Genomic DNA, 21,373 nt, shown 5'->3' on the forward strand with positions numbered 1-21,373 from the left:
TAATTTTCTGACTGAGTTAGTTTTTTATTGATTGCAATACTCAACATGATTAGATTTCCAAACTCAGGCTTTTTTTAATATTCTCTACAACCTGCTTAATGGTGACTTCATCTAATTCTGTCCAAATTGGTAAACTTAGTACCTGAGTGGCTAATAGATCACTAACAGAATTAACTGGATATTTACCCTGATAAACTGGTAACTGATCTTGAGGAACTGGATAATAAATCATTGAACCAATACCCTGTTCAGTTAAATACTTCTGCACTGCATCACGTTTACCGTCTAAAACCCTAATTGTATATTGGTGGAAAACATGACCTTCGGATATTTGTGGTGTAATGATACCAGGAATATCCGCTAATAACTGATTATAGGTTTTAGCTACTGTCCTTCTGCCATTATTCCAATTATCAATGTGAGGTAATTTAACTCGTAAAATAGCAGCTTGCAAAGTATCCAGCCGAGAATTATAACCTAAAACTTCGTTGTGATATTTTTTCTTAGATCCGTGTACTCTGAGCATTCTGGCAGTTTCGGCAATTTGATCATCATCGGTAACAATTAAACCACCATCACCATAAGCACCTAAGTTTTTAGATGGAAAAAAAGAATAAGCTCCTACATTACCAATAGTACCAGTATGTTTACCAACTATTTGCGTACGAGTGATTTCTTGACATTTATCTTCACAACCTAAACAACTACCAAAATATTTAGCACCGAAAGACTGGGCGCAATCTTCAATAACTTTTAAGTTATGTGCTTGGGCAATATCTATAATCTTTGCCATTGCTGCCGGGTTGCCATAAAGATGAACTGGCATAATGGCTTTGGTTTGAGGTGTAATTTTTTCTTGTATTTTTTCTGGATCAATATTAAAAGTTTCGGGGTCAATATCTACAAATACGGGGGTAGCACCAACATTACTGATTGATTCTGCTGTAGCAAAAAAAGAGAACGGTGTAGTAATTACTTCATCACCTACACTAATACCCAAAGCCCTTAACCCAATTACTAGAGCATCTGTACCAGAATTGACAGCGATCGCGTGTTTAACTCCTAAATATTCAGATACTTCCTGCTCAAATAATTTTACATCTGATCCCATAATAAACTGACCAGATTCGAGAACACGATTAATAGCGGCTTGAATCTCCGTTTTCAAAGATTCATATTGTGGGTTTAAATCAAGAACAGGAATTTTATTTTGGCTCATGAGATTTTAATTACTTCTGTATCCGATATTTGTTGATATTTACTACCTGTGGAATCAATGGCATACCCATCAGCATCAAACTCTAACACATCACCGTAAGCACTCATCCAACCAATTATTTTTGCCGGTACTCCCGCTACCATAGCATAAGGTGGGACATCTTTTGTTACTACTGCTCCAGCAGCAACAAAAGCACATTCATGTAAGGTTACTCCACAAACAATAGTAGCATTTGCACCAATGCTTGCACCACGTTTGACTAATGTTCTGTGATAATCATTACTTGTATTACGGGGAAACTCGCAACGGGGTGTTTTCACATTCGTAAATACCATACTTGGTCTACAAAAAACGTAGTCTTCTAATATCACTCCTTCATATAAAGAGACGTTGTTTTGAATTTTGCAGTTGTTACCAATAACAACGTTATTAGCAACTAGGGGAGTGGGAACACAGATAACGATAACATCACTTTCTAAAACTTTTTCAAAATCTGTCACCGCCAGTAGTTTACCGCTACTGACAACTTTTTTTAAATCCTCATCTTTAACATCTGTAATGTAATTATCTGCCATGTTGATCCGTTCAACCCTCGCTGGGTTTTGTTCTATACCGAGAACTTGATAGCCAACTTTAGCTTTTTCCACAGCAAATGGTAAACCTACATATCCTAGACCTACTACCCCAACAATGGCTTGATGGTCAATAATTTTTTGTTTTAGTTTATGCAAGTTTTCAAGGGAATTATTCATTATTGCTATGATTGCTTTTTAAGCAGGTTTAGTTGTGATTTGATCACACAGCATAATACTGTCAAAGCGTAATCCGCTGAGTAACTTCGAGATTATATCCTATTTTTAGCATTAGTTTAACTTAAACTATCAGGTTCAATACCTAATTCTCGCAATTTTTGAGCTAAAATAGCGGCTTTATTCTCTGCTTCATCAGCACGTTGGCGTTCAGCTTCAGCCTTTTGGCGTTCAACTTCAGCTTTTTCACGTTCAGCTTCAGCTTTTCGTTCTTCAATTTCTGCTCTTTGGAGGGCAATTTCAGCTTTTCTAATTTCTTCTAAATTAGCTTCTTCTGGTGTAGGTACTAACTTTCCTTCAACTGTAAAATATCTTAACTTATCTTCCCACACCCCTAAGTATAAACCTAGCTCCTGACTCCAATACCAGTCATTTTCTGATGGGGAAATAGATTTATATTCACTGTTTGTTAATCGCCATCCTACTAATTCTAAAGTATTTGGGGAAAACCAAAAATACTCAGGAGTGCGGAATTGATTTTGATACAATTGTTTTTTCAATCCTTTATCTACTTTCGCTGTAGAATCAGAAAGTAGTTCAATGATTACATTGGGATATTTACCATCCTCTTCCCATATTACCCAAGACAGGCGCGGACGTTTTTCTGTATCCTTAACTAGAAAAAAGTCTGGTCCTCTAAAGTCTCGGTTTTTTAATTGTTGACGACTATAGTAAACGCTAAGATTTGCACCAATAAAAAAATCTTCTCGATCACGCCATAACCATTCTAAACAAGTTACTAATATTAATAATTGTGTATAATGTAATGAGCTTTCCATTTCTGGCTCGTCGCTTAGTAGTTGAGTGCAATCTGGCATTAATGCTTCTATTTCTTGTGCGGTTAAAGCCATAGATTTTCTTAGGATAAATTACTATCTTTAAGTTAATTATAAACTATCCGTATCTCATGGTCTGCAATTACAGCATATTCCATCTACACGATGTACATTATGAACAGGAAAGACTTGTACTGAGCGGTTAGTGAGCTTGTACTGAGCGAAGTCGAAGTGCGCAGTCGAACTATGTCGAAGTATGCCTGTGCTACAAGGGTTTTATCATTAATATCTGTACCTGATAATAATGGAAACTGCTGTATCAAATAATAGTTATATCAACAAAACAAGTCTATTTACAATAAATCCATAAACTGATGTCGCCACAAATGAAAATAAGTCCATCCTAAGGACAAAATAATTATGCCACTCAGTAACGCCCCCCATATTAAACCTAAATCTGGGTGTGAACCTGATAATGTAATCTGCCGCAGACTCTCAATTATAGGCGATAGGGGATTTCAACTCAGAAAAGGCTTAACTTGGGGTGGTACGATCGCTGCTGGATAAAAGATAGGGCTACTGATCCAAATCACAAACACAACTAACTCATAAAAGTAGGGTAAATCTCTAAATAAGACGTACAAGGCACTTACCATAGTTGATGATCGAGTTACCATAATATGATGCAAAAGTAACGCCAAAAATTGCCGTGTATAAACCTGTCATTATTAATGGGTTCAAAAGTGACCAATAAACACCAAGGAATGAACCCCGATAACGCACTTTTAAAGTTCGGGATACTAAAACTTGCAGCAGTTCCCAATAACGCTGGACTTGCAATTTTGTGAAATTGTCTTTGATAGATAGGATCATCCTCAAATACCACTACACACCACAGCCAAGATATTCGGGCATTTTATAGGATTGTCAGCATTAATTTTAGCCAATTTGTCAGAATTAGCTTTTCATGAACCATAGGAATAGTATTTATACCAAATATCCCCAACTCCTTGGAAAAGTCAGGGATATACAGCAGAAGTCAGGAGTCAGGAGTGAAACAGGCTTTGTGTATAGGTTTCAATTTTGATTCTGTACCTCATTGATCTGTAATCTGCTGTATTTACTGAGAAAGATTACTTTCATTACAAACTATCAGGTTCTATACCTAATTCTCTGAGCTTTTGAGCTAAAATAGCAGCTTTATTCTCAGCTTTATCTGCTCTTTGACGCTCAATTTCAACTTTTTGACGTTCAATTTCAACTTTTTGACGCTCAATTTCAACTTTTCTAATTTCTTCTAAATTCGCCTCTTCAGGTGTGGGTATTAATTTTCCTTCAACGCTAAAATACCTCAATTTATTTTCCCAAATTCCTAAATACAATCCTAATTCTTGACTCCAATACCAGCCATTTTCAGAAGGGTTGATTTTTTCATATTCACTTCCTGCTAATCGCCAACCCACTAATTCTAATGTCGTAGGTGAAAACCAAAAATATTCAGGTGTGTGAAATTGATTTGCATATAACTGTTTTTTCAAACCCTTGTCTACTTTGGCTGTAGAATCAGAAAGTAATTCAATGATTAAATTGGGATATTTGCCGTTTTCTTCCCATATTACCCAGGAAGCACGAGGACGTTTTTCAGTATTTTTTACAAGAAAAAAGTCTGGTCCTCTAAAGTCTCGATTTTTTAACTGTTGTCGGCTATAGTAAATGGTGAGATTTGCACCAATGAAAAAATCTTCTCTATCTCTCCACAACCATTCTAAACAAGTTACTAATATTAATAGTTGTGTATAGTGTAAGGAACTTTCCATTTCTGGTTCATCGCTAAGTAGTTCGGTGCAATCTGGCATTAATGCTTCTATTTCTTGTGCGGTTAAAGCCATAGATTTTAGGTTGATAATTTGGTATTGTTCGTTGATTATAAGGTATCAGGATCTATTCCCAAAGAGCGCAATTTTTCTGCTAATTTATCTGCCCGTTGGCGTTCACTTTCTGCCCGTTTACGTTCATTTTCTGCCTGTTCAGCAAGTTCTGTTGGTATCAGTAATTTATCCCCTGTATCTAAACGGTAAAATCTTAAAAGTTCCCCTTCTACTTCTAAACGCAAACCCAAAGGTTGACATAAATTATCTGTAATGGGTTGATAAATCTCATCCTGTAAACGATAACCTTGTAATTTTTGATTTATCCATTCTCCCTTGGGATCAAATAACCAATATTCTAAAATTCCTAATTGTTCATACAATAATTTCTTGTATTCTTGATCTTGTTTTTGAGTTCCTGCACTTGTCATTTCAAAAACTACTTGAGGAACTTGTCCTTCTTCCCAAATTTTATAGTTATCTCTACCACCAGAAGGCACATCAAAAATGATCATGACATCTGGTGCTATTCTTAATTTGGGAAAACCTTGGGCATAATATAAAAATTGATTTGCCAGTACCGTTGCTTGTCTACCTGTAAGGTATTGTTTGAGAACTTCTAAGGTTGTTAAAATTGCATAGAGATGTATATAAGTTTCTGCCACTGGTTCACCATCACTACTAGGATATTCAATCTTAAAATCAGTTAATTTTACAGTTGTAGTCATAGTTTTTTCCTAATTTACTAAACTATCAGGATCTATTCCTAAATCACGCAATTTTGCTGCTAGTTTATCTGCACGTTGACGCTGAGGTTTGATAATTGGTCGGTTGACAAGTTTCCGTCAGTAAATCCGCTTGTATACAATGAAATTCGTCCGGCAACCCTGATTCTCCTATTAATTCCCTAGGTAAATCATACATTGTGGGCATGGTTTCTTTGGGTGAAGGTGGGGTTGTATCATTAATTTGTTGGTTGGCTTGGGCAATTAACTGTTTTGCTAATTCTGGTGCTGTCTGTTATGTTTCTATTACCAGTTTAACAACTCCTACCCCTAAAGAAGTCTCTCCTAACTCATCTAAATAAATGCGTTTGACTCGCTCCAATAGCAAGATTTCACCAAATTGTACAGGCTGTTCTCTTTCTATGGTACGATTGGGATAAATCGGTAATTGGGTAATTTTATTGTCACTCATTTTAGGATTTATCTAGAATTTATAACATGATTATATATATTTGGTTGAAGTATAAAATAAATAAATATATTTAAACATACACAACTGTTAAATCCGATAAATATCAAAGCAACATTTCTGAAAGCTTAACTGCAAACTAAGTCGCAGATTCCGGTACACTGAGATTTGGATTATTGGATTCTAACTAGACATGGAAATCGGACAAAAGGTTAAAGTAGTTCGTTTGCGCGATCGCGTATCTGCTCCTATCGCTCAAAAACTAGGTAAAGTAGGTGTGATAGAAGGTTACAAAGTTACAGATGGTGCTGGTATTGGTGTTGTAGTCAAATTTGATGACAATACCTCCACTTGGTTCTTTGAGGATGAAATTAAAGCCATATAGGTAGATTAGCTGTTTTATTTAAGTGCTAAGTTGGAGTTGAACAAATAGGCGGTAATTGGAAATCACGTAATGGCCTTGATACTGACATTTTTAGGCAAAAACGGCATCGCTCGCAGTAAAATTGCGATCGCCGCAGCCAAGCTATTGGCAAGCCAAGGCAAACGGGTACTTTTAGCAGGATTAGCAGAACCAACGTTGCCAATTTTACTGGAAACTACTCTCTCTCCTGACCCCCAAGAAATCGCTCCCAACTTGCAAGCAGTACAGTTTCAAGCATCTGTACTGCTAGAACGCAACTGGGAAGAAGTAAAAAAACTAGAAGCGCAATATCTCCGTACACCAATTTTAAAAGAGGTCTATGGACAAGAACTGGTAGTGTTACCAGGCATGGATAACGCCCTCGCCCTCAATGCGATTCGTGAATATGATGCCAGTGGCAAATATGACGCGATTATCTATGATGGTGCTGGAGACGCTGCCACCTTGCGGATGTTGGGAATGCCCGAATCTCTTAGCTGGTACGTGCGAAGATTTAGACAATTGTTTGCCAACTCCGATCTAGGTAAAGCAATTTCTGAATCACCCCTCATTCAACCCCTGATTACCAGTTTATTTAATGTTAACTGGACGGCTGATAACTTCTCCCTACCCACTAACCAAGTTAATAATTTTCTTGATCAAGGTAAAGCAGCTTTAGGTGATCCTCAGCGAGTTGCCGCATTTTTAGTCACAACCCCAGATCCCATAGATGTGGTCAGTTCCCGTTATCTTTGGGGTACTGCCCAACAAGTTGGTTTAACTATTGGTGGCGCAATTTTAGTATCTGCTGATCAAAGCACCAATCTATCAGCAGAATTTTCACCCCTACCTATCAGCATAGTTCCTGATGTATCCAACAGTGAATGGCAACCTTTGATAGATGCTTTACCTAACTTTGTCGAGCAAGCATTAAAAGCACCCAAACCAATTGAAATAGACGTACATAATCGCCAAGTACGGCTATTTTTACCAGGTTTTGACAAAAAACAAGTCAAACTCACTCAATCGGGTCCAGAAGTCACAATAGAAGCCGGAGATCATCGCCGTAATATCTTCTTACCCCCTGCCCTCAGTGGTAAACCTGTTACCGGGGCAAAGTTTCAAAATAGTTATTTGATTATTTCTTTTTAGGGACTGGTGACTGGGGACTGGTGACTAGGGACTGGGTAATAACTCTTCTTCTTCCCAATCACCAATCACCAATCACCAATCACCAATCACCAATCACCAATCACCAATCACCAATCACCCATTACATCTTATGTCTGAATCAACTCCGATAAATCAAAATTCTCAACCAACTGAGGTTGTAGAAACAACAATTCAGGAAGCTACAAATAAAGAAGATCGTAATGCGAAAACTCGTCAACTTTTGGGAATGAAAGGTGCAGCACCAGGAGAAACATCAATCTGGAAAATTCGTTTACAGTTGATGAAACCTATTACCTGGATTCCCTTAATTTGGGGTGTTGTTTGTGGTGCAGCGTCTTCCGGTAACTATACTTGGACTTTGGAAAATGTCCTAAAAGCAGCCCTTTGTATGTTGCTTTCTGGTCCATTATTAACTGGTTATACCCAAACCATTAATGATTATTATGATCGGGAAATAGACGCTATTAATGAACCTTACCGCCCTATTCCATCGGGGGCAATTTCCGAAAAACAAGTAGTTACCCAATTTGTGCTTTTACTATTATTAGGATATGGTGTAGCCTACACTTTAGATTTATGGGCAGGTCATCCATTTCCTAATATTTTAGGATTGTCGGTTTTTGGTTCTTTTATTGCCTACATTTATTCTGCACCACCATTAAAATTAAAACAAAATGGTTGGTTAGGAAATTATGCTTTAGGTGCAAGTTATATTGCATTACCTTGGTGGGCGGGTCATGCTTTATTTGGTGAGTTAAATTGGAAAATTGTAGTTCTCACCTTATTTTATAGTTTGGCAGGTTTGGGAATTGCGGTTGTTAATGATTTCAAAAGTGTAGAAGGCGATCGCCAACTTGGTTTAAAATCCCTACCAGTTATGTTTGGTGTCCAAACTGCGGCCTTAATTTGTGTAGTCATGATTGACTTATTCCAAGGTTTAGTTGCAGGTTATCTCGTCAGCATCCATGAGAACTTGTACGCCGCAATTTTGGTATTATTAATCATTCCCCAAATCACTTTTCAGGATATGTATTTCTTACGTGATCCTATAGCAAATGATGTCAAATACCAAGCCAGCGCCCAACCTTTTCTAGTATTCGGAATGCTAGTTACAGGTTTAGCATTAGGACACGCAGGAATTTAACAGTTAGCAGGGAACAGGGAACAGGGAACAGAAGGCAAAAGGCAAGAGTTAATATTATCCCCAGTCCCCAGTCCCCAGTCCCCAGTCCCCAGTCACTTTAATATATCTTTAGCAAGAAGTGATCAATGAGGAGTTAGGAGTTATATTAGTTCCTAACTCCTCACTTGTATTGACTATTGCCATGTTAAATTTTGTATCTTTTCTCATTCATGGGATACAGCCATTTTTAATTCCCATTTGTTTTGTCGTCGCTTGGACTACCATAATTATGATGTTGTTGAATTTATGGACAGCGACAAAAGAAACTGTAAAAACAGCCAAAAAAATGCACCAAATTCCCTGTCATAATTGCCAATTTTTTACTAATAATTATCGTCTTAAATGTACTGTAAATCCTTATATTGCGAATACAGAAGAAGCAATAGGTTGTAAAGATCATCAACCCCATAAAAATTTTGATTCTGAAAAATATTAGACAATCAGCAGGTTATTTTTCCCAGATACACTAAAAATATTTGTAACAATTTTTGCCATTTTCACAACTTCCTCAACTTTGTCAGTTAAATTACAACCAGATAAATTACAACCAGACAGTAAAGGCTACTTAAAAACCTATCTGTTTGTAAAGTACGTATTTGTACGTATTTATTGGATAACTTGATAAAGTTTAAAGGATGGAAAAAAACTCAAAGCACAAGAAAAATCCGAGGAATTAAAAGATGCTTTAGGTAAAATTTGCATGATTGACCTAGCATTTATTGAACAATCATATATAGATGTTGCAACAACTGCTGTATTAAGAGAAACTGGTTCGTCAGCAGCTTTATTTAAACGTTTAGTTACCAAAGGTGCAGAATCAATGTGAGATTTTCCTTCAACAATAGACATCTCCAGAAATTAAATATGCGGTTTCCAGAACCCTTGTAGAGAATTTGTATGCAACGTCTCTACATTCTTTTTCGGAGAGGTCTAATAGAAAATTAACATTGGATAATTGACGATTTAAAACTTGAACAACATAATTATCAATTGTCAATTATCAATTATCAATTATCAACTAATTCATCTCTAACAACACCTTTAAAACTCCCTTAGTTTGTGCTTTTGCAAAAGCAGCTAAACCTTCACTCAAGGGATAATTTGCTTGAATCAAATATGTAACATCTATCTGATTTTTTGCTAATAATTCCAATGCTGGAGAAAAGGGACCACAACGAGAACCTATCAGGGTAATTTCATCTACCACTAAGGAGGACATATCCACACTTAAATCACCAGCGTAGGTACTTTTTAAAACTAGCTTACCTCTAGGACGTAAAGCGCGACGTGCAGTAGCAAAACCTTCAGGATTTCCTGTACAATCTACAGAAATATCAAAACTTCTATCTTTTATATCATCAACTAAACCTGTTTTTATTCCTCTATTTTCCAAGTTTGCTAATTTATCTTTGTGTCTTCCTACTACTAATAAATCACAACCAGTTAACGCTAAAGTTTGCGCTATTAATTGTCCTAATTTTCCATCTCCTACAACTAAAACTCTATCATCTGGAATGATTTTTACCTGTTCTTGAATTTCTAAAGCTGCTGCAATAGGTTCAGTAAAAGTTGCTGCATCTGTAGAAACATTTTCTGGGACAAGATGCAGGTTTTTTTCAGGTAAACACAGATATTCAGCAAAAGCACCATTACGATTAACAATACCTAAAACCGTGCGATTTTCACAGTGGGTAGGTTCTCCCCGCAGACAAAACCGACAATAACCACAAGCAGCGTTTATTTCACCAACAACTCTTTTATTTATTAAATGTTCTGAACCTTTTTCTACAATTCCTACAAATTCATGACCTAAAATACCTGCATAGGGATAATAACCTTTGAGTAATTCTAAGTCAGTGTTACAAATACCTGCACGTACAACCTTTACTAAAGCTTCTCCCTTTGGGGGTTGGGGAATGGGAATATCCGTTTTTAATTGTAATTCTTTATTTTCTAACCAAAGTGCTTTCATAATTTGGTAATAGGTAATTGGTAATGGGTGATTGGTAAATGGTGATTAGTTATTTATTTCTTGTAAAATACCGATAATTGAACTAACCAAAATATCTACATCTCCAGGAACTTTAAACAAATTAATATCTTGGGTTATTTGTTGTTGACTACTATCAATTTTACCAAATTGCCAAACATTACCAATAGTCACAGCACCATACAAAATACTCTTTTCCTGAATGTGAGATAATGCAATTAATTCCACAGCTAATTGTGTAAAACCTCTAGTCAAATCATCATTTTTAGCTTCGATAACCAAGAAATTATTATTTAACCGTAAAAGATAATCAAGATTCCCCTTGAGTTGATTATTAATAGCAAGAGGGTATTCAATTCGCATTTGACAATGACAATAACGAATTACCTCTAATAAAATTGGAGATACTAAAGTTTCCCTTCTTGCAGTTTCATTACTCAAACTAACAAAAGGTAAAATATCATCTATTCTTTGTTTGAGTGCTGGTAATTCTTGAAATTCCTGCTTGGTTTGTGGTAAAGATAGGTGCTTTTTAATTAGAGAGTAATTAAATTCAGCTAAAATATCATCTGCTTCATAAGGTAACTCAAAATAAGACCGAAAAGTATAAGATTGATCTTCTTGCAGAATTTTCATTTTAGCCATAGCACCTACCTTTTTTATTTTATTATTTCAAATCTTCATTTCTCTGTGTTCTCTGTGTCTCTGTGGTTCGTTATTTCTGATTAGAACTTAGGTAAAATTTAACTAAAAATCTGATTCTTATGTAGGGGTAATTCATGAATTACCCCTACTTTCGTTTTGTGTTGCGTAAGTCCTGCTAATACTACAATTTAACACCTTTAAGAAATGGTGTAAACACAAATTCCACCTTTGGATCACTGACAACCATTGTCGGAAAAGAGCGATCGCTATAATCAACACCTGTTATTAATGGAAAAGGTTGATCTTTCAAAGATATCCAACAACCACCAGCAGCTTGTAAAATTACCCAAGCACCTGCAATATCCCAAACTTTGGGAGTCGCTTCCACACCTCCCAAAACTGCACCAGTCGCAACAGTTAAAAAGTTGTAACTTGCAACTCCCAACATCCGCAACTTACAAGGAAAACCCGGTTGAATAATTCCCGTACTGCGAGAACAAAGATTAAAAAAATGATTTCCACTCGGATCATCCTTACTGGTATGAATGGGGTGGTTATTTAAAAATGCTCCTGTTGGCGTTTGTAACCCTGATGAACCAGCCCAAAAACCATGAAAGGTTTGATTTAATGGTGGTACATGAACATAACCGAAAATGGGCGTACCTTGATAAAGTAAACCTAAAGAAATTGCCCAGATAGGAATACCCCTGGTAAAATTTGTTGTCCCATCCAAAGGATCAATTACCCAACACCATTCTGTATCAGGAAAAGTTTTATCACTTTCTTCACTTAAAATTCCGTAACCTGAGAAAGTAGAAGCTATAGCATCTCTAATTTCTTGATCTGCCCATTTATCAGCTTGAGTAACTAAAGTTCCATCAGCTTTTTGAGATGCTTGAACTTTCCCAAAATCCTGCATTAATTGTTTTCCCACCCTGGTTGTAGTAGTTTGGGAAAAATCTAAAATCGTATTCCAAAAATCATTCATGTTTAATTCGTAATTCGTAATTATTTATTGGTCATTAGTCATTGGCTAATTATACCTAATCACCAGTCACCAGTCACCAATCACCTAATCTAAATCACTTTCTAAAACCGAAGCTAAAGCTTGTTTAGTATTGGTTTGAAATTCTGTCACATTTACCCGGTTTAAAAACCACAGAGAAATGATCATTCCCAAAGCTTCTAAAACAAAAACCATACCATAAGCTAATGGTAAATTATTGGTAAACAAATTGCGACCAATATCTAAAACAGTACCACCAATGACTACAGCTATTCCTCTAGATATAGATTGTGCTAATCCCCATGCACCGATAAAAGTACCTGCGGCTTCTGCTACTGTTAAATCTAACATTAAACTGACTGCGCCAGTGGTGACAAAACCGGTAGATAAACCAAATATTACTAAACCAAATTTTAAAAAGTTGGCATTACCAGAAAACCCGGAAAATCCTAATAATAAAGCGGAAAAAGCTACTAAAATACAGCCTAGTTTAATTGTTTTGCGTTTACCTATACGTGGCACAATGAAAAAGCCAGTTACACCATAAGCTATTAAAATTCCCGTACCATAAAAAACATTAAGTTTGGTACTTTCAGCCAAAGGCATTTTAAACACTTCACCCGCATAAGGTTCTAAAATTGGATCTTGCATAAATAAACTAATTGTCATTACCAATAAAAAGGTAAAAAACAAACCTGTTTGCGGACTAGCTGTTAATATTGACCAAGCTGCACCTAAACTAATGCTATCTTCTCGGTTTCCTGGTGTGGAACGTTGATAAAAGCGAGAATATTTTTTTTCTACACCTACAGTAGAAATAATAGAGAAAAGAAATACTACACTAGGAACAATTAGAAATAATCTATTAATGGCAGATTGTAAAGTCTCTAAAGGTGCATTTCCATCCAATTGTTTTAATAAACTAGAACTAACAATTGCTCCTACAACAATACCAACCATTAGCATTGACCAGACAATACCAACAACTTGGGAACGGTTATCTTCTTCGGAAATATCTACTAATAATGCGGCAAATGCAGTACCACTAACACAAATTGCTAAACCATAAATAGCAAAAACTAAACCTAAAACTCCTGTCCAAGCGATCGCTTGAGTTGTCCATACCCAACTATCACCACTGATAGCGTTTAACTGCCAAATTACTTGTACTGCTAAAAAAGCAGCGATCGCAAATATTGCCGCCCCGATCCACACATAAGCTGTACGATGATAACCCAACAACGGTTTAGCATCAGATATCTGTCCAAATAAAATTCGCGTCGGAGAGACAAAAGCAGGTATAGCTAACACTATAGCTACTATTGTCGCCGGAATGGCGATTTCTTGAATCATGACTCGGTTGAGTACCCCCAGAGTCAAAATAGACATCATACTCAACCCCATCTGAAAAAACCCTAACCTAAACATAGTCGGTATGTTGACCTTGGGTACGGTTAGGGAGTCTTTTGGGGTATCGAAAATATCACCTGCCATAACTACTGTTTTGTATTGTTTACAGAATTTAATTTCATTTAGGACTCATGCAAGATTGGAATAAAAATCTGATTCCTACGTAGGGGTAATTCATGAATTACCCCTACTTTCGTTCTGTTTTGCGTCAGTCCTGTCATTAATCAAGATAAACCGAAATGTTCAACCACTGTGGAGTCACCTGAACAAGTTTAGATAAAACGTTAAACTAAATCTGTAAAGAAATGTAACTAAAATCTATTTTAGCAAAATGGAAGCGATCGCATTAGGTAAAACTGGCTTAACCGTTCCCCCTTTATGTTTAGGAACTTGGGCTTGGGGTGATAAACTTTTTTGGAACTATGGGGATAATTACGGAGAAGAACAACTGCAAGCAGCTTTTACCACTGCTGTAGATGCAGGTGTCACTTTCTTTGATACTGCGGAAGTTTACGGTTTAGGACTTTCAGAACAGTTTTTAGGCAAGTTCATCAAACAAACATCCCAAAAAGTACAAATTGCTACTAAATTCGGTCCTTTACCTTGGCGTTGGGACGGAAAATCTGTTTCTGAAGCGTTAACAGAAAGTCTAAAACGTCTCCAATTAGAAAGAATAGAATTATACCAAGTTCACTGGCCATTTACATTCTTTCTCTCTCAAGAAACTTTGATGAACACTTTAGCAGATGAGGTACAGAAGGGAAGAATTGGGGCAATAGGTGTCAGTAATTATTCTGCCTCAGAAATGAGAAATGTACACAAAATATTATCCGCAAGGGGAATACCCCTAGCAGTTAACCAGGTGCGTTATTCTCTGTTAACAAGGCAAATTGAAAGCAACGAGATTTTACAGACAGCCCGTGAATTAGGTGTAACAATATTAGCTTATAGTCCCTTAGCTCAGGGATTATTAACAGGTAAATACACCACCTCTTATAAACCCACAGGTGCTAGAAGCATAGACCCGCGATTTAGTCAAGATGGTTTAAATAAAATTGCCCCAGTTTTATCTTTATTGCAAAAAATCGGTAATAAATATGATCGTACCCCTGCCCAAGTAGCCCTTAACTGGTTAATTGCCCAGGGGAACGTGATACCCATTGCGGGAGTCAAAAACCCCGAACAAGTAAAACAGAACGTTGGCGCTTTAGGTTGGAACATGACCAAGGATGAGTTTGACGAAATAGATCAAATTACTCAACCCTGGAAAAATTGAACTTTATTAACTGTGATGGGGAGGTGGGCAGATGGGGAGCAGGGAGAAATTATTTGTATTTTCCCAGTCACCAATCACCAATCACCAATCACCAGTCCCCAATCACCAATCACCTACACCTGTTTTTGATTACCTGGTAAAACAGGAGACTCATGACGGTCATAGCGTTCTTGGCGTTCCTTCCGTAGTTTGGGTTTGGGTGTAGGCCTTCCTTCATCGCCATTTCTGTCAGACTTAGACCAGGAACGTCCACGATTACCTCCAGAACGCTCGTTGTAGTCACCGCCAAAATTGCGTTCTGAGCGATCGCCATCACGACGTTTGTTGAGTTTGGGTTTGGGAGTAGGTTCTTCATCAGGAACATCTACACCATTTTGCAACCAAGCGGGACGGGTTTGATCGTAAGCCAGTTGTAAAGCTGCTGCTGCGATCGCCTGAGCATCATATTTTTCAGTCAATTCGCTAATAATGGGCAAGAATGAAGCCAACCGTTCACCTGCTAAAGCTTCAGAAACCTGATCTTTCAATTTCTGAATGTGTCGAGCTTCAATTTGCGCTCTGGTAGGAATTGTTAACACCTGCCAGCTTTGACGGTTATGGCGTTCAAATGCCTGTTGCTTACGACGTTCAAATGGTTGTACCAAAGAAATCGCAGTACCTTCTTTACCAGCGCGACCAGTTCTGCCGATCCGGTGCAGGTAGGTTTCTACACTATCAGGCAAGTCAAAGTTAATCACGTGGGAAAGCAGATCCACATCTAAACCCCGTGCCGCAATATCAGTAGCTACCACCCAGCGTACTTGGGCATTACGGAAACGAGTTAATAATCTTTCCCGTGCTTGTTGGGATAAATCACCATGATATTCATCTACACTGTGACCAGCAGCTTGCAATTGATTGGTCAATTCTGCGGCTGTGCGTCTGGTGCGGACAAAGATTAAAGCTGTGTCTGGATCTTCCATTTCCAAAATAGGTTGCAAAGCTTTAGCCTTTGTCCAGTGTCGAGGAATTAGGTAAGCTACTTGGTTGATTTTATTGGGTGCAGCTTTTGGTTGCTCAACGGTGACAGTCACCGGAGAGTTTAAAAACTTATTCACCAACTGGCGAATAGATGGGGGCATAGTTGCCGAGAATAAAGCCGTTTGCCGATCTTCGGGAGCTTGGGACAATATTTTGATGACATCATCAATAAAACCCATGCTCAACATTTCATCGGCTTCATCTAAAACAAACCATTTCACTTGGTCGAGCTTTAAACTACCACGTTCCAACAAGTCTATTACCCGTCCTGGTGTACCGACAACTACATGAACACCACGTTTTAGCTGCATCATTTGTCGGTCAATAGACTGACCACCATAGATAGCCAAAACACGCAAACCATCATCACCCATAAACTGGGAAATGGCATCATGAACCTGCATCGCCAATTCACGAGTCGGTGTTAAAACTAAGGCTTGTACTGCTCTTTTACTTACATCCAATTTTTCCAACATGGGCAAAGAAAAAGCAGCCGTTTTCCCTGTACCTGTTTGGGATTGACCCACTACATCACGACCCGCCAAAAGTTGGGGAATCGCTTGCATTTGAATGTTGGTAGGTGCGGTGAAGCCGATTTTTTCTAATTGTTCAACACGCTCTTGGGAAATGCCTAGTTCTTGAAAGGTAAGATTCATTAATTCTCCTAGATTTTCTTTATTGTGAATTTTGGACTTGTAAGCCGAATACTTAATACCAATTCGTAATATTTCCTTCGGTCCGGTTAGGGATACGTAATTCATAATTTATAATTATGGCAGTCCGACCGAATCTGGGTTTGAGGACTTTAATCAGTCGCCGAATTTTAGAGAATTGGTATATTTTGTAAGTTAGGTAATGGGTAATGGGTAATTGGTGATTGGTGATTGGTGATTGGGAAAAATACAAATAATTTTCCTCTGCTTCTTACCCAGTCCCCAGTCCCCAGTCACCGATCACCATTCACCACCTCACCATAGAGGTCGTAGGCATCAGCACTGGTGATTTTGACTGGTACGATTGTTCCTAGTCTGGCTTCGCCTGTAACATAGACTTGACCATCAACTTCTGGGGAAAATCTGGCGGAACGGCCAATTAACTCTCCACTTCCGGGGTTTTCTTGCTCAATCAGGACATCAACTATTTTCCCGACTTCCTCCTGATTTTTACGGAGAGAAATAGGTTGTTGTAATGCCATGATTTGATCGCGTCGTTCTACCATCAATTCTTGTGGTAATTGATTGGGTAGGTTATAAGCTGGTGTTCCTTCTTCTGGAGAAAAGGTGAACACACCAACATGATCAAATTCATGTCGTTCTGTAAACTCTAGTAAATGCTGAAAATGTTCCTCTGTCTCTCCAGGAAAACCAACTATCAATGTCGTTCGCAGCACTGCTGATGGTAAGGCGGTTTTGATGCGCTCAATAATTCCGTCATTGACTCTACCCTGCCAAGGACGATTCATGGCGCGAAGTATCTCTGGATGAGAATGCTGTAACGGCAAATCTAGATAAGGTAGGAAATTAGATGTTTCTTGAATTGCCGCAATTACATCTGGGCTTAGTCCCGTAGGATAAGCATAGTGCATTCTCACCCAGGGTATATCTACTTTCCCCAAGGCACGAATGAGTTCCGCTAACTTTGGTTTACCGTAAATATCTAATCCATAGTTAGTGGTGATTTGGGAAATGAGAATTATCTCTTGTACCCCTTGCGCTGCCAGCTGCTCTGCTTCGGCTACTATTGATTCAATTGTACGCGATCGCTGGTTTCCTCTCAAATGAGGAATTATACAAAATGCACAACGATAATCACATCCTTCGGCAACTCTCAGGTATGCTACTCCTTCGGTTGTTGTCCTGTAGCGTGGTGTGGTTTCATCAGCTATGTAGGTGGGTTCGGAGCTAATTTGTTTAACTCGCTCTCCCTGTTCTACTCGCTCAATCACATTGACTATTTTGTGATAATCTCCTGTGCCAACTACCGCTACTGCTTCTGGCAACTCTTCCAATAATTGTTCTTGAAAATGTTGCGCCATGCAACCAGTAATCACTACTTTTTTATTGGCTTCTGCCAGTTCTACTAATGTTCTTACTGATTCTTCCCTGGCAGCTTCGATAAAACTACAGGTATTTACTATTACATAATCTGCTAACTCTTCATTTGAATCTACACCATAACCTGCTTCTACCAACAGCCCTAACATATGTTCTGTATCTATTCGGTTTTTCTCGCAGCCCAGGTGTGAAATCGCAATCGTTGGCTTGTCACCCATATTTTGAAAAAATCTTCAATTTTTTTCTCTTTTCTTCAAACATTACAAACATTAAACTAGGTGCTTTTTCCCGCACCATAACTAGGATTTTACAGTGACTATTCGCCACTGTCAGCAAATGCCCATTGAAATATAACCCTATTCATGGTTCATGATAGTGGTTATGCTATGATGTCTTTGTTATTTTGTTTCCCAGGGTAAATTTAGGTGTCTTTGGGTAGTTTAGACACTGTTAATATTTTTTAACGATTCGCTTAATGGTATTTTACATTACCCCAGCGTGTGCGTTGTTAATTTACCCATCGGGAAGCCGCCCAAAGGGCTGTTGGTGAGAAGTCGCTACCCTCCGGGAAATCGCTAACGCGACTAAGCCCATAAAGCAGTATTGCTGCCCTACCTTCAGGCTAGTGCTGTAATGTACTGACAGCTATCAACCTAAACAACGGGAAGCGGCCTTGCGTCTTGTGAGTGGCAAACTCCTCTTGTAGCCATATTTTATCTTAACATATCTTATGAAAGGTTTAACGACAATTTACATCTTCAGCATGAGGAGATTTATTAAATCCTGAATAACACGCCAAAGCATATCAGTATAGCAATCAGCTATCAGCCTTCAGCTATCAGCTTTCAGCTTTCAGTCTGGAGATGAAATACAGAGAATGACAGGACTTGAGCAATAGTTGGCTTTTTTGTATTGGCGTAATTTGTAGCCAATTCAAAATTTTGAATCTTTGTTATTGGTATCATTTAGCTGATTACTGATTACTGATAGCTAAATACTAATTTTTCAACTCTGAACAATGCCATCTTCAAATTAAAGACGTGGACTTATATCAACTATTCAAAACTTGCAAACCGATTATTGGCGTAGTTCATCTGCTACCCTTACCTACCTCAGCCCGTTGGGGAGGTAGCCTGAAAGCGGTAATTGACCGTGCTGAACAAGAAGCTACAGCCCTTGCCAGTGGAGGGGTAGACGGCTTAATTGTAGAAAATTTTTTTGATGCTCCTTTTACTAAAAATCAAGTTGATCCCGCTGTTGTCAGTGCTATGACGGTGGTAGTACAGCGGATACAGAATTTAGTAACTTTACCTGTGGGTTTAAATGTTTTAAGAAATGATGGCAAAAGTGCAATGGCGATCGCCAGTTGTGTAAAAGCCCAATTTATCCGGGTTAATGTCCTCACAGGGGTAATGGCCACTGACCAAGGATTAATTGAAGGGGAGGCACATGAATTACTACGCTATCGTAGAGAATTAGGTTCTGATGTCAAAATTTTGGCTGATGTGCTAGTTAAACACGCCCGTCCTTTAAGTTCTCCTAACCTGACTGTGGCTGTGAAAGACACAATAGAAAGAGGTTTAGCAGATGGGGTAATTTTATCAGGTTGGGCAACTGGTAGCCCTCCCAATTTAGAGGATCTAGAATTAGCTAGTGGTGCGGCTGCTGGTACACCAGTTTTTATCGGTAGCGGTGCTGATTGGGAAAATGTGGGTACGCTAATGCAAGCTGCTGATGGTGTGATTGTTTCCAGTTCTTTAAAACGTCACGGGCAAATTTCCCAACCCATTGATCCAATTCGCGTCAGTCAATTTGTGGAAGCTGCTCATCGCACTTGGAATTCTAAAGGTGAAACTAAATCAAGTTCCTCAGTCAAGTTACATTCTTAGGGACTGGGGACTGGGAAGAAGCAGGTGAGCAGGGAGCAGGGAGCAGGGGGAAATTATTTGTATTTTCCCAATCACCAATCACCAATCACCAATCACCAATCACCAATCACCAATCACCAATCACCAATTACCAATCACCAATCACCAATTATGATTCGTCGTCGTTCTACTCCTTGGATTCATAAATGGTCGCGTCCGTTAATTGGGGCGATCGCCGGATTTGGTATTCTGAATACAGGTTATCTCACCTTTGAAAAGCTCACCGGAGGTAGTCCTCTTTGTAATACTCCTGAAGCTGTAAAAGGTTGTGCTGATGTACTTTCTAGCCCTTGGGGGACTGTTTTTGGTCAACCTTTAGCTTTGTTTGGCTTGCTGGCATACGTGGGTATGTTCGTATTGGCTTTAGCTCCCTTGGCATTAAAATCAGGGGAAAAAGACAAGATCAAAAACGCTAAACAAATAGAATTGCTGACTTGGTGGTTGCTGTTGGTGGGAGCGATCGCCATGACTGTATTTAGTGCATATTTAATGTATGTCCTGGCATTTGAACTCAAAGCTTTATGTTGGTACTGCATCGCTTCGGCTTTGTTTGCTTTGAGTATGCTTACCCTCACGATTTTAGGACGTGATTGGGAAGATATCGGACAAATCTTCTTTACCGCTATTATTGTCGGGATGGTGACGCTAATTGCCACCTTGGGAGTTTATTCTGGTATTAATGCCGATGGCACTGTAGGAGATGCGGATGGTCCTCAGCGAATTTCGGCCTTTGCTCCCAAGGAAAATCCTAACCCTGCATTTGGTTGGGAAATTACTACAACTTCGGGAGAGTCAGAAATTGCTTTAGCAGAACATTTAGTCAAAGTAGGCGCTAAGGAATATGTAGCTTATTGGTGTCCTCATTGCCACGAACAAAAGCTGCTCTTTGGTAAAGAAGCTTATAAGATTATCGACGATAATATAGCTGTGGAGTGTGCAGCAGACAGTCCTAAAGGTAAGCCAGCATTGTGTCAAGCTGCAAAAATTCAAGGTTTCCCTTCTTGGGTGATTAATGGTCAAATCTATAGTGGTGTACAAAATTTAAACGAACTTGCCAAAATTACTGGTTATACAGGACCGCAAAACTTCAAGTATTTTCGGTAAACTAGCGCAATAATTCATCTAAAATTTTTCCCTAACTAAGCTTAACGCTAAAGTTAGGGTTAGTAGCTAGTTAATGTTTTCTTAACCAATACTAACAAATACTCACATTTACTGAAAATTTCCTGTCATCTTTTGCTTTGTGACAGAATTACAGTAAAATCACTGTATGCTACTAGGATTCAAAACCCAACTCAAAGTTAACAAGCAACAACGACTACTACTGGCGCAACACGCAGGAGTAGCCAGACACGCTTGGAATCAAGGTTTAGCACTTTGTCAACAGGTATTATTACATAACAAACTGCAACCAGAAGA

The 21,373-nt window shown here is 38.4% G+C and carries 22 protein-coding genes and 1 pseudogene; 10 read left to right on the forward strand and 13 right to left on the reverse strand.

The window, feature by feature from the left end; all coding sequences use genetic code 11:
• Positions 1-49: 49 nt before the first annotated feature.
• The 7 genes and pseudogenes from H6F47_RS03615 to H6F47_RS03645 all read right to left on the reverse strand — a co-directional run bounded on the left by H6F47_RS03615 (position 50) and on the right by H6F47_RS03645 (position 5,869).
• The gene (locus H6F47_RS03615) at positions 50-1,219 is read right to left on the reverse strand and encodes a DegT/DnrJ/EryC1/StrS family aminotransferase (RefSeq protein WP_190647721.1); all 1,170 of its coding nucleotides are present in this window, start codon (positions 1,217-1,219) and stop codon (positions 50-52) included.
• Positions 1,216-1,971, reverse strand: coding sequence for a DapH/DapD/GlmU-related protein (locus tag H6F47_RS28370; protein WP_190647723.1), 756 nt, complete (start codon positions 1,969-1,971; stop codon positions 1,216-1,218). The genes H6F47_RS03615 and H6F47_RS28370 overlap by 4 nt, the downstream gene beginning before the upstream one ends.
• 116 nt (positions 1,972-2,087) lie before the next feature.
• Complete coding sequence (locus H6F47_RS03625; protein ID WP_190647724.1) at positions 2,088-2,879, reverse strand: Uma2 family endonuclease; 792 nt, start codon at positions 2,877-2,879, stop codon at positions 2,088-2,090.
• A gap of 278 nt (positions 2,880-3,157) precedes the next feature.
• A pseudogene (locus H6F47_RS03630) lies at positions 3,158-3,677 on the reverse strand (hypothetical protein).
• 269 nt (positions 3,678-3,946) lie between these two features.
• The gene (locus tag H6F47_RS03635) at positions 3,947-4,693 is read right to left on the reverse strand and encodes a Uma2 family endonuclease (RefSeq protein ID WP_137667685.1); all 747 of its coding nucleotides are present in this window, start codon (positions 4,691-4,693) and stop codon (positions 3,947-3,949) included.
• A gap of 35 nt (positions 4,694-4,728) precedes the next feature.
• Positions 4,729-5,400: a Uma2 family endonuclease gene (locus H6F47_RS03640; RefSeq protein WP_190647726.1), complete on the reverse strand. Its 672-nt coding sequence runs from the start codon at positions 5,398-5,400 to the stop codon at positions 4,729-4,731.
• 292 nt (positions 5,401-5,692) lie between these two features.
• Positions 5,693-5,869, reverse strand: coding sequence for an Rpn family recombination-promoting nuclease/putative transposase (locus H6F47_RS03645; RefSeq protein ID WP_228051718.1), 177 nt, complete (start codon positions 5,867-5,869; stop codon positions 5,693-5,695).
• Between the two features lie 190 nt (positions 5,870-6,059).
• On the opposite strand from H6F47_RS03645, the gene H6F47_RS03650 reads away from it, so the two are divergent.
• The 6 genes from H6F47_RS03650 to H6F47_RS27745 all read left to right on the forward strand — a co-directional run bounded on the left by H6F47_RS03650 (position 6,060) and on the right by H6F47_RS27745 (position 9,451).
• Entirely contained in the window at positions 6,060-6,251 is a 192-nt protein-coding gene (locus H6F47_RS03650) for a DUF2862 domain-containing protein (RefSeq protein ID WP_096567904.1), read from the forward strand.
• Between the two features lie 69 nt (positions 6,252-6,320).
• Positions 6,321-7,421, forward strand: a complete 1,101-nt coding sequence (locus H6F47_RS03655; RefSeq protein WP_096567902.1) for an ArsA family ATPase — start codon at positions 6,321-6,323, stop codon at positions 7,419-7,421.
• A gap of 20 nt (positions 7,422-7,441) precedes the next feature.
• A complete protein-coding gene (locus H6F47_RS28375) occupies positions 7,442-7,573 on the forward strand; it encodes a hypothetical protein (protein WP_277877125.1) in 132 nt (43 codons plus the stop codon).
• Entirely contained in the window at positions 7,552-8,586 is a 1,035-nt protein-coding gene (chlG, locus tag H6F47_RS03660; protein ID WP_096567900.1) for a chlorophyll synthase ChlG, read from the forward strand. Before H6F47_RS28375 ends, chlG begins: the two co-directional genes overlap by 22 nt.
• A gap of 181 nt (positions 8,587-8,767) precedes the next feature.
• Positions 8,768-9,061 (forward strand): hypothetical protein, encoded by a 294-nt coding sequence (locus H6F47_RS03665; RefSeq protein WP_096567898.1) that lies wholly within the window; start codon positions 8,768-8,770, stop codon positions 9,059-9,061.
• A 264-nt stretch (positions 9,062-9,325) separates the two neighbouring features.
• Positions 9,326-9,451, forward strand: coding sequence for a hypothetical protein (locus H6F47_RS27745; RefSeq protein WP_307722522.1), 126 nt, complete (start codon positions 9,326-9,328; stop codon positions 9,449-9,451).
• A 192-nt stretch (positions 9,452-9,643) separates the two neighbouring features.
• Here H6F47_RS27745 and H6F47_RS03670 read toward each other — a convergent pair whose 3' ends face one another.
• The 4 genes from H6F47_RS03670 to H6F47_RS03685 form a co-directional block, all read right to left on the reverse strand.
• Positions 9,644-10,597: an alcohol dehydrogenase catalytic domain-containing protein gene (locus H6F47_RS03670; protein WP_190347433.1), complete on the reverse strand. Its 954-nt coding sequence runs from the start codon at positions 10,595-10,597 to the stop codon at positions 9,644-9,646.
• 45 nt (positions 10,598-10,642) lie between these two features.
• On the reverse strand, positions 10,643-11,260 hold the full coding sequence (locus tag H6F47_RS03675) for a hypothetical protein (protein ID WP_137667689.1): 618 nt from the start codon (positions 11,258-11,260) through the stop codon (positions 10,643-10,645).
• Positions 11,261-11,441: 181 nt separating this feature from the next.
• Positions 11,442-12,248 carry an inositol monophosphatase family protein gene (locus H6F47_RS03680; protein ID WP_190647728.1) on the reverse strand — a complete coding sequence of 269 codons (807 nt, stop codon included), beginning with the start codon at positions 12,246-12,248 and terminating at the stop codon, positions 11,442-11,444.
• Positions 12,249-12,332: 84 nt separating this feature from the next.
• On the reverse strand, positions 12,333-13,760 hold the full coding sequence (locus H6F47_RS03685; RefSeq protein WP_190347432.1) for a BCD family MFS transporter: 1,428 nt from the start codon (positions 13,758-13,760) through the stop codon (positions 12,333-12,335).
• Positions 13,761-14,007: 247 nt separating this feature from the next.
• On the opposite strand from H6F47_RS03685, the gene H6F47_RS03690 reads away from it, so the two are divergent.
• Entirely contained in the window at positions 14,008-14,952 is a 945-nt protein-coding gene (locus tag H6F47_RS03690) for an aldo/keto reductase (protein WP_096567890.1), read from the forward strand.
• Positions 14,953-15,065: 113 nt separating this feature from the next.
• On the opposite strand, the gene H6F47_RS03695 is transcribed toward H6F47_RS03690, so the two are convergent.
• Positions 15,066-16,628, reverse strand: coding sequence for a DEAD/DEAH box helicase (locus H6F47_RS03695; protein ID WP_096572669.1), 1,563 nt, complete (start codon positions 16,626-16,628; stop codon positions 15,066-15,068).
• A 290-nt stretch (positions 16,629-16,918) separates the two neighbouring features.
• Positions 16,919-18,244, reverse strand: coding sequence for a 30S ribosomal protein S12 methylthiotransferase RimO (rimO, locus tag H6F47_RS03700; protein WP_187038296.1), 1,326 nt, complete (start codon positions 18,242-18,244; stop codon positions 16,919-16,921).
• 822 nt (positions 18,245-19,066) lie between these two features.
• On the opposite strand from rimO, the gene btpA reads away from it, so the two are divergent.
• The 3 genes from btpA to H6F47_RS03715 form a co-directional block, all read left to right on the forward strand.
• On the forward strand, positions 19,067-19,915 hold the full coding sequence (gene btpA, locus H6F47_RS03705) for a photosystem I biogenesis protein BtpA (protein ID WP_096567886.1): 849 nt from the start codon (positions 19,067-19,069) through the stop codon (positions 19,913-19,915).
• Positions 19,916-20,065: 150 nt separating this feature from the next.
• A complete protein-coding gene (locus H6F47_RS03710; protein WP_190647736.1) occupies positions 20,066-21,058 on the forward strand; it encodes a vitamin K epoxide reductase family protein in 993 nt (330 codons plus the stop codon).
• A 166-nt stretch (positions 21,059-21,224) separates the two neighbouring features.
• Positions 21,225-21,373 (forward strand): helix-turn-helix domain-containing protein (locus tag H6F47_RS03715; RefSeq protein WP_190647730.1); only part of this gene is annotated, 149 nt, incomplete at its 3' end.

This window comes from Sphaerospermopsis sp. FACHB-1094 (assembly GCF_014696195.1).
Lineage (GTDB): Bacteria > Cyanobacteriota > Cyanobacteriia > Cyanobacteriales > Nostocaceae > Sphaerospermopsis > Sphaerospermopsis kisseleviana.

Excerpts from the sequence above, each read along its gene's own strand:
- H6F47_RS03615 (WP_190647721.1), bottom strand. The coding sequence starts at position 1,219 with ATGAGCCAAAATAAAATTCCTGTTCTTGATTTAAACCCACAATATGAA.
- H6F47_RS28370 (WP_190647723.1), bottom strand. The coding sequence starts at position 1,971 with ATGAATAATTCCCTTGAAAACTTGCATAAACTAAAACAAAAAATTATT.
- H6F47_RS03625 (WP_190647724.1), bottom strand. The coding sequence starts at position 2,879 with ATGGCTTTAACCGCACAAGAAATAGAAGCATTAATGCCAGATTGCACT.
- H6F47_RS03635 (WP_137667685.1), bottom strand. The coding sequence starts at position 4,693 with ATGGCTTTAACCGCACAAGAAATAGAAGCATTAATGCCAGATTGCACC.
- H6F47_RS03640 (WP_190647726.1), bottom strand. The coding sequence starts at position 5,400 with ATGACTACAACTGTAAAATTAACTGATTTTAAGATTGAATATCCTAGT.
- H6F47_RS03645 (WP_228051718.1), bottom strand. The coding sequence starts at position 5,869 with ATGAGTGACAATAAAATTACCCAATTACCGATTTATCCCAATCGTACC.
- H6F47_RS03650 (WP_096567904.1), top strand. The coding sequence starts at position 6,060 with ATGGAAATCGGACAAAAGGTTAAAGTAGTTCGTTTGCGCGATCGCGTA.
- H6F47_RS03655 (WP_096567902.1), top strand. The coding sequence starts at position 6,321 with ATGGCCTTGATACTGACATTTTTAGGCAAAAACGGCATCGCTCGCAGT.
- chlG (WP_096567900.1), top strand. The coding sequence starts at position 7,552 with ATGTCTGAATCAACTCCGATAAATCAAAATTCTCAACCAACTGAGGTT.
- H6F47_RS03665 (WP_096567898.1), top strand. The coding sequence starts at position 8,768 with ATGTTAAATTTTGTATCTTTTCTCATTCATGGGATACAGCCATTTTTA.
- H6F47_RS27745 (WP_307722522.1), top strand. The coding sequence starts at position 9,326 with ATGATTGACCTAGCATTTATTGAACAATCATATATAGATGTTGCAACA.
- H6F47_RS03670 (WP_190347433.1), bottom strand. The coding sequence starts at position 10,597 with ATGAAAGCACTTTGGTTAGAAAATAAAGAATTACAATTAAAAACGGAT.
- H6F47_RS03675 (WP_137667689.1), bottom strand. The coding sequence starts at position 11,260 with ATGGCTAAAATGAAAATTCTGCAAGAAGATCAATCTTATACTTTTCGG.
- H6F47_RS03680 (WP_190647728.1), bottom strand. The coding sequence starts at position 12,248 with ATGAATGATTTTTGGAATACGATTTTAGATTTTTCCCAAACTACTACA.
- H6F47_RS03685 (WP_190347432.1), bottom strand. The coding sequence starts at position 13,760 with ATGGCAGGTGATATTTTCGATACCCCAAAAGACTCCCTAACCGTACCC.
- H6F47_RS03690 (WP_096567890.1), top strand. The coding sequence starts at position 14,008 with ATGGAAGCGATCGCATTAGGTAAAACTGGCTTAACCGTTCCCCCTTTA.
- H6F47_RS03695 (WP_096572669.1), bottom strand. The coding sequence starts at position 16,628 with ATGAATCTTACCTTTCAAGAACTAGGCATTTCCCAAGAGCGTGTTGAA.
- rimO (WP_187038296.1), bottom strand. The coding sequence starts at position 18,244 with ATGGGTGACAAGCCAACGATTGCGATTTCACACCTGGGCTGCGAGAAA.
- H6F47_RS03710 (WP_190647736.1), top strand. The coding sequence starts at position 20,066 with ATGATTCGTCGTCGTTCTACTCCTTGGATTCATAAATGGTCGCGTCCG.